This window comes from Polaromonas sp. P3_C2 (genome assembly GCF_056402675.1).
This window is the reverse complement of the sequence record NZ_JBFUGX010001170.1, coordinates 1-699: the sequence shown is the minus strand read 5'-3', so window position 1 is coordinate 699 and position 699 is coordinate 1. Positions and strand designations below refer to the sequence as shown.

The following is a 699-nucleotide window of genomic DNA, read 5'->3' as shown; positions in this document are numbered from 1 at the left end:
ACATCCAGTAGTACGTGACCGGCAAATCGCTGGACGGCCTGTACCTGATCATCGGCGAGGAAGAAAAGAAGATCCGGCAAGACCCGGTAGGCACGGGCAGCGCCATCCTCAAGAAGGTCTTCGGATCCATGAAATAACGGGTTTTCTGAAATATTGCATCGGAAATTGGCTTCCAGCCTATATAGGGCGGGCGCAGGCAGCTATTAAAAAATGAGCGACATCAAGGGCGGAGCAGCGGGATCTGGTTCAGGAACAGAGACGGCGTCTTCATGGGTCGGGCGGCCCCGAAAAAACGCATTTACTTACATGCGGCTGGTAAATATGACCACGCGGGAAATGCCTTAACAGCCCCGCCGATAAACGTGCTCTGATCAGGTTGCAGCGAACGGTCTGGAGCGGCTGCAGATACCGCGGATCACCGACGGTATGTGAAGAATGCCGCTCAAGCCGCCAAGCTGGGTTATGCAGGCTTCGTCCCGTGGCTGGGGGGCAACGGATGGACGCCGGCATGAAGCGCCGCCACGTCAGCAAATCCGGACAATTGCCGAAACATGGATTTATCATCAAGACGGACAGCCACCGCTTCTCAGCGGGTGGCAACCTTGCGGTTCACGCTTCGGGGTTGCGTCCGGTTCGGATTCGCGCTTCGCACTCCCGCACGAAACCCACGAGGTGAGCCATGAACGAGCACCCCGATCC

General features: G+C 57.4%; 1 pseudogene. It reads left to right on the top strand.

The window, feature by feature from the left end:
* Nucleotides 1-11: 11 nt before the first annotated feature.
* Nucleotides 12-137, top strand: a pseudogene (locus AC1DWI_RS25390) (DUF4197 family protein); the annotation flags it as partial.
* Nucleotides 138-699 lie beyond the last annotated feature (562 nt).